Annotated in this window: 7 protein-coding genes; 4 read left to right on the forward strand and 3 right to left on the reverse strand. The window is 64.4% G+C overall.

Annotation, left to right across the window (positions count from 1 at the left end; genetic code table 11):
* Positions 1–57: 57 nt before the first annotated feature.
* Entirely contained in the window at positions 58–1,230 is a 1,173-nt protein-coding gene (gene ccsB / locus M3I53_RS25500) for a c-type cytochrome biogenesis protein CcsB (RefSeq protein WP_254318624.1), read from the forward strand.
* Positions 1,231–1,296: 66 nt separating this feature from the next.
* Here ccsB and M3I53_RS25505 read toward each other — a convergent pair whose 3' ends face one another.
* Positions 1,297–2,268, reverse strand: a complete 972-nt coding sequence (locus tag M3I53_RS25505; RefSeq protein ID WP_254318611.1) for an AraC family transcriptional regulator — start codon at positions 2,266–2,268, stop codon at positions 1,297–1,299.
* A gap of 93 nt (positions 2,269–2,361) precedes the next feature.
* Between M3I53_RS25505 and M3I53_RS25510 the strand changes: the two genes are divergently transcribed.
* Positions 2,362–3,195 carry an oxidoreductase gene (locus M3I53_RS25510; protein ID WP_254318612.1) on the forward strand — a complete coding sequence of 278 codons (834 nt, stop codon included), beginning with the start codon at positions 2,362–2,364 and terminating at the stop codon, positions 3,193–3,195.
* A 24-nt stretch (positions 3,196–3,219) separates the two neighbouring features.
* Here M3I53_RS25510 and M3I53_RS25515 read toward each other — a convergent pair whose 3' ends face one another.
* Positions 3,220–3,528: a DUF4148 domain-containing protein gene (locus M3I53_RS25515; RefSeq protein WP_254318613.1), complete on the reverse strand. Its 309-nt coding sequence runs from the start codon at positions 3,526–3,528 to the stop codon at positions 3,220–3,222.
* Positions 3,529–3,682: 154 nt separating this feature from the next.
* Positions 3,683–4,108: a Tautomerase enzyme gene (locus M3I53_RS25520; RefSeq protein ID WP_254318614.1), complete on the reverse strand. Its 426-nt coding sequence runs from the start codon at positions 4,106–4,108 to the stop codon at positions 3,683–3,685.
* 124 nt (positions 4,109–4,232) lie between these two features.
* Between M3I53_RS25520 and M3I53_RS25525 the strand changes: the two genes are divergently transcribed.
* Both M3I53_RS25525 and M3I53_RS25530 read left to right on the forward strand, forming a co-directional pair.
* Positions 4,233–4,826, forward strand: coding sequence for a TetR/AcrR family transcriptional regulator (locus tag M3I53_RS25525; RefSeq protein ID WP_254318615.1), 594 nt, complete (start codon positions 4,233–4,235; stop codon positions 4,824–4,826).
* A gap of 417 nt (positions 4,827–5,243) precedes the next feature.
* The coding region (locus tag M3I53_RS25530) for a hypothetical protein (protein WP_254318616.1) at positions 5,244–6,000 on the forward strand (757 nt) is incomplete at its 3' end.

Here is a 6,000-nt window from a genome sequence, read left to right on the forward strand (position 1 = left end):
AATGCCATGAAATCATCCCCATCCTCTTCCGATGCAGCGGTAACGGCTTCAGTGGCGATGCATCGGCCTCGGCACACGTGGAGCGCGGATCAAACGAGCCTGCTTTCCGAGGAGCGTTCCTTTGCGAGGCGCCTCGGTGCATTCGACTGGCTGTTTGCCGTCGCGATGCTTGCGGGCAGCGGCTTCGCCCTGTTGCGCTACCACGCGTCCATGAGCGCCTATGACGAGCTGGTATTGATGTGCTCGGTGCCAGCCTTCGTCGTGCTCGGCTGGCAATGGAGGCCCGCACGTCTGCTGATTGCCGCAATCGCAGCGCTATCGCTGTGCGCGATCCAGATGTACCGGGGCGACCTGGGGCGCGCCGACAGCTCATTCTTCCTGAAGTATTGCCTGTCCAGCCAGTCGGCCATCCTCTGGATGAGCGTGCTTTTCGTGCTGGCCACGCTGTTCTACTGGCTGGGAACGCTGTCGCGCTCGCCGTCGGGTGGCGCAATCGGCTCTAAGCTGACGTGGGCCGCGGTACTGATGGGGTTCGTCGGGATGATGGTGCGCTGGTATGAGTCGTACCTGATCGGTGCGGACGTCGGCCATATTCCGATTTCGAATCTATATGAAGTGTTCGTGCTGTTCAGCGTGATCACGGCACTGTTTTACCTGTATTACGAGGAGCACTACAACACGCGCTCGCTAGGCGCCTTCGTGTTGCTCGTGGTCAGCGCGGCGGTCGGGTTCCTGATGTGGTACTCGATTGCGCGCGACGCGCAGCAGATCCAGCCGCTGGTGCCGGCGCTGCAAAGCTGGTGGATGAAGATTCACGTCCCGGCCAACTTCATCGGCTACGGCAGTTTCGCGCTATCCGCGATGGTGGGGATGGCGTACCTGCTGAAGGAGCGGGGCGTGCTGGCAGACCGGCTGCCGGCGCTCGACGTGCTCGACGACGTGATGTACAAGTCGACCGCCGTCGGTTTTGGGTTTTTCACCATTGCGACGATTCTCGGCGCGCTGTGGGCCGCCGAGGCGTGGGGCGGTTATTGGAGTTGGGATCCGAAGGAAACGTGGGCGCTGATCGTCTGGCTGAACTATGCGGCCTGGCTGCATATGCGGCTGATGAAGGGGCTGCGGGGGCATGTCGCCGCGTGGTGGGCGCTCACAGGGCTATTGGTCACCACTTTCGCGTTCCTGGGGGTGAACATGTTTCTGTCCGGGTTGCACAGCTATGGCCGCCTGTGAGGATACCGAAGGAATCGATGACACGCGGCGGTACATCGCTAAGTCCGTGCTCAACGTGCGCCGGACTCAGTGCGACGAAACATATATCGCATCCGCGAACGGCTCGGGAATGGCAAAGCCGGCGCGCATCCGCTTCGTTTCCGCTGCAGGAGTGAGGCCAAAGAGCCGTTTGAACTCCCTGCTGAACTGGGAGGCACTCGTGTAGCCTACCGCGAGGCTCGCCGCCTCGGCGGTCAGATCCTGGCGGAGCATCAATAGGCGAGCCTGATGCAAACGCGTCGACTTCACGTACTGCATCGGCGAAACCTGGGTGATCGCCTTGAAGTGGCTATGGAAGCTCGGCACACTCATTCCCGCTTCCTGCGCCAACTGCATCACGTCCAGCGGCTGCGCGTAGCCGGCATGGATCAGGCGTAGGGAACGGCCTATCCGGCCGAACTGACCTCGCATCGCCAGCGCCTCTCGCATCGAACTGCCTTGTGCGCCGGTGAGCACCCGGAAATAGAGTTCGCGCAGCAGGCACGGACCCAATACGGCGGCTTCGAGAGGCTGATGCATCGCCTCGAGCAAGCGCAGCACCGAGACCTGCATCACGTCATCCATCGGTGTCGACATCATGCTTCGAGGCGCTTGCACGCGCTCCGTTACGCCTTCGCGATCGATCTGTACCGCCAGTTCGGCGGCCAATGCGAAATCGAGGTGCAGGTACAGCGCGAGCAGCGGACGCTCCCCGGTCGCATCGGTTTCCATGCTGAACGGAACTGGCACGGACACGGCCAGATAGTGTTGTTCGTCGTACAGGTAGAGATGGTCGCCGAAATAGCCTCGCTTGCGCCCTTGGCAAACGATCACGATGCCGGGGTCGTAGAGCACCGGCGTGCGTGACAGCGGCCGGTTCGAACGCAGGATACGGACGCCCGGCAGCGAGGTGAGGTTGTAGCCTTCCTCGGGCGCCAACGCGCGAAGCAACGCAATGATGCGCTTGCGGCTGCGCGGCGAGAGGTCAGGATTGTGGGTAGAGGCGGCCTTCGTACTCATAGTTTTAGGCAAGAAAAATAGCGGAATTTCGCTTGGTTCGCACCGTTCTGAAGACTAGTATGCACTCATAGTTCACATTCGGGAGAAGCTTCAATGGAGTCCAGCAAAATTCTGCTCATCACCGGGGTGAGTAGCGGCTTTGGTCGCGCGCTAGCGCAAGAGGCGGTTGCGGCAGGTCACAAAGTCGTCGGTACCGTCAGAAGTGTCGAGGCGCAGCGCGAGTTCGAATCTCTCTCTGCAGATTCCGTATTTGCACGCGTACTCGATGTGACCGACTTCGATGCGATCGACGGGGTCGTCGAGGAAATCGAGGCGAGCGTCGGGCCGGTCGACGTGTTGGTCAACAACGCTGGCTACGGGCACGAAGGCGTCATGGAAGAATCGCCCCTGGCCGAAATGCGCAGACAGTTCGACGTCAACGTATTTGGCGCGGTCGCCATGATGAAGGCGGTTCTGCCGTTCATGCGTGCGCGCAGACGTGGCCACATTCTGAACATCACGTCGATGGGCGGCTATATCACCATGCCGGGCATCAGTTACTACTGCGGCAGCAAGTTCGCCCTGGAGGGCATCTCCGAGGCGCTTGGCAAAGAGGTCAAGGCTTTCGGTATCTCCGTGACAGCCGTCGCGCCTGGCTCCTTTCGCACCGACTGGGCCGGTCGCTCGATGCAACGAACGCCGCGTTCGATCCCGGATTACGACGCGATATTCGACCCCATCCGCAAAGCGCGCGAGGAGAAAAGCGGCAAACAGCTCGGCGATCCTCAAAAGGCTGCGCGTGCAATGCTTGCTGCTATCGCCGCGGACCGCCCGCCCGCGCATCTTTTGCTCGGTAGCGATGCACTCGGTCTCGTGAGGGACAAGCTGTCCGCGTTGGAAGACGAAATCCGTGTCTGGGAGAGCGTGACAGTCTCGACTGACGGCTGAAGATCGCAGGCGTATCGGGGCTTCTCATCCGGCTTGAAACTGCTGGCACTCCGTTGCGAACCAATGGTCGACGAGGCGCTGCGCTGCCTGCAGATCCTCGGGATAGTATGGGTCGTTCCATGGTGACGGGTCGTAGCCCGCCTTCCTCAACGCCGCAACCTCGCTTTGGTGTTGCGCCATCGTCGGCGGCGCGTTGCTTCTGAGCGCGGCCAGGTCACGGCACTCCGTTGCGCTCAGCTGTGGCCCGCTTTGTGGCACGCCGCCAGCGGCACATCCTGCCAGCAGGAGCACCAGCGCAGTCAGCGTCCGGCGGTGTTTCGGGCGGCTCTCCATAGCGCATCTCCACGGGTCTGATTGGCGCGACGAGCAGCGGTGCGATGCCGCCCGTCGCGTGACTTTCGCGTTTATCTTGCCTTAGGCCAGTCGCCGAAGACGGCGCACAACAAAACGAAGAAAGCCGGGTAGCAGTGGAATGCGATCGCCCGGTTCACGCGATCGCCGCTCCCTGTATCGCCTCGACGAGCTCCGCGTTGCTGTGGGCGCGGCCCGCGATGCCCCAGGAGCCCTCCGCAGCATAGACGATGTTGGTCCAGATGTGATCCCGCTTCAGGCGCCCACCGGCCGCCTGTTCGAGGATCGCGGTCGCCTTTTCGGTGAACGCCCGTTTGGCCTCGGGCGTGGCGAGCGCGATTTGCGGCAGGGTGAGTTCGACGAAGGCCGCGGCGGCAGGCTTGCCGGCCGAGAACATGCGTTCGGCCGGAATGACGTTCAGCGTTCCGATTACGTTGGGCGTCATGAATGCGTTGCCTTCGAGTTGTGCGACGCTCAACAGCGCCTGCGTCAAGGCGGCGAAGGTATGGGCTTCGGCCTCGGTGGACAGCACTCCTTCGGATACGGTCAGCGTGATCGGCATGTCAGATCCTCATGTGTCAGTGACTGCGGTTAGTGGTATATATGTAGCGACTGCTCTCTATGTATAGACACTGATCGCTCTTTAAGCAAGAAAAAAGACCGATCGCTCCGAATGTGAGGTTGCGATGCGTTATACCGCCGAGCACAAGAACGAAACCCGCAAACGCATCGTCGATGCAGCGAGCCGCCTGTTCCGGCGCGACGGCTATGGCGGATCCGGCATCGACGGCTTGACGAAGGAGGCGGGCGTCACCAACGGCGCGTTCTACGGGCACTTCAAATCGAAGGGCGAGGCGTTCCGCACGGTGGTTCTGGCCGGCATGGAACAGTTGCGGCTCGCCGTCGCCGATCTGAAAGCGAGCCACGGCAAACGCTGGCTCAAGACGTTCATTCGCTTCTATCTGGGCCCGAAGCGCACTTGCGACATCGGCGAAAGCTGCGCGCTGCCGAGCTTTTCGCCCGAGATGGTTCGCGCCGACGGCGAGACTCGCGAAGCCTACGAGGCGGAACTGCGCCGCTTGATCGAGGAGGTCTCGGCCGGGCTGCCCGACGAACCTGGCGCGTCGCGCGACGACCGTGCGATCGCGCTGCTTGCGATGTTGTCGGGCGGCGTCACGCTGGCGCGGGCGGTGCCGGATCCGGTGCTGTCGAAGCGGATCGCCGACGCTGTCGAGCGCTCGGCGGTTGCGCTGACTTCGGTGCCGCGCAAGCACGGCTGAGGGCGGGCAGTGAGGATTGCCGACACTGGCCGAGACGTTGTTCCGTGATTGGCTCCCGCATAGGACACTTCAATGCCGCGGCGGCTCGACGTCGAAGCAATGCGTCCCGCCGGCCGCGTGGCGACCGCCCTTGATCATTTGACCGGCCCATTGGGCGTCAGGATCGGTGGCTCAATGCCGCCCGTATCCACGGCGAAGCCGCCCCACGGGCCCGAACCGACAGTCGGGCCGACACCCGGCCGGCTGTAGTCGCTGCTTACCGGTATGGCGGCCGCGGTACCGCGAGAGCCGGTCCCCGTGCCCGTGACGCCTGGCGGGCCGTAGCCGGTATCCGAGGTAGCCGTCGCCGGGGCGTTTCTGCTGCCGCCCGCGCCCGTCACCCTCGGTTGGGTATATGTTGCCGGCGCGGCGCGCGCTATGGAGTTCGCATCAGGCGCGGTCCGGGGCACCACCGCGACCACGTTCTGCCTCATACGCAAGCGGGCGAACATGCTCGCCAGGGTGCTGGCCGAAGCCACGCCAGGGCCGCCTGCACTCGCGTTACCTCCGCCGGCGGCGCCTGCACCTGCGCTACCCGTGCCTGCGCTACCCGTGCCTGCGCCGGAGCTGCCTGCACCGGAACTGCCCGCACCGGAGCTGCCTGCACCGGAGCTACCTGCGCCGGAGCTGCCTGCACCGGAGCTACCTGCGCCGGAGCTGCCTGCGCCGGAGTTGCCTGCACCGGAGCCGCCTGCGCCGGAGCTACCTGCGCCGGAGCTGCCTGCACCGGAGCTGCCTGCACCGGAGCTGCCTGCGCCGGAGCTGCCGGCACCGGAGCTGCCTGCGCCGGAGTTGCCTGCACCGGAGCTTCCTGCACCGGAGCTGCCTGCGCCGGAGCCGCCTGCACCGGAGTTGCCTGCACCGGAGCCGCCTGCGCCGGAGCTACCTGCGCCGGAGCTGCCTGCACCGGAGCTGCCGGCACCGGAGCTGCCTGCGCCGGAGTTGCCTGCACCGGAGCTGCCTGCGCCGGAGCCGCCTTCACCGGAACTACCCGCTCCAGAACTACCGGCACCATGGCCGCTCCCTCCCGCACCACTGCCGCCCGAACCGGCACCGCCGCCGCCCGAACCGGCGCCGCCGCCACCCGAACCGGCGCCGGTTCGGGCGGCGGCGGTGCCGGTTCGGGCGGCAGTGG

Source organism: Paraburkholderia sp. CNPSo 3272 (assembly GCF_024206495.1).
Classification (GTDB): Bacteria; Pseudomonadota; Gammaproteobacteria; order Burkholderiales; family Burkholderiaceae; genus Paraburkholderia.

Bases quoted from the DNA above. Each gene is read 5' to 3' on its own strand.
- M3I53_RS25520 (WP_254318614.1), bottom strand. From the start codon at position 4,108: ATGCCGATCACGCTGACCGTATCCGAAGGAGTGCTGTCCACCGAGGCC.
- M3I53_RS25525 (WP_254318615.1), top strand. From the start codon at position 4,233: ATGCGTTATACCGCCGAGCACAAGAACGAAACCCGCAAACGCATCGTC.
- ccsB (WP_254318624.1), top strand. From the start codon at position 58: ATGCATCGGCCTCGGCACACGTGGAGCGCGGATCAAACGAGCCTGCTT.
- M3I53_RS25505 (WP_254318611.1), bottom strand. From the start codon at position 2,268: ATGAGTACGAAGGCCGCCTCTACCCACAATCCTGACCTCTCGCCGCGC.
- M3I53_RS25515 (WP_254318613.1), bottom strand. From the start codon at position 3,528: ATGGAGAGCCGCCCGAAACACCGCCGGACGCTGACTGCGCTGGTGCTC.
- M3I53_RS25510 (WP_254318612.1), top strand. From the start codon at position 2,362: ATGGAGTCCAGCAAAATTCTGCTCATCACCGGGGTGAGTAGCGGCTTT.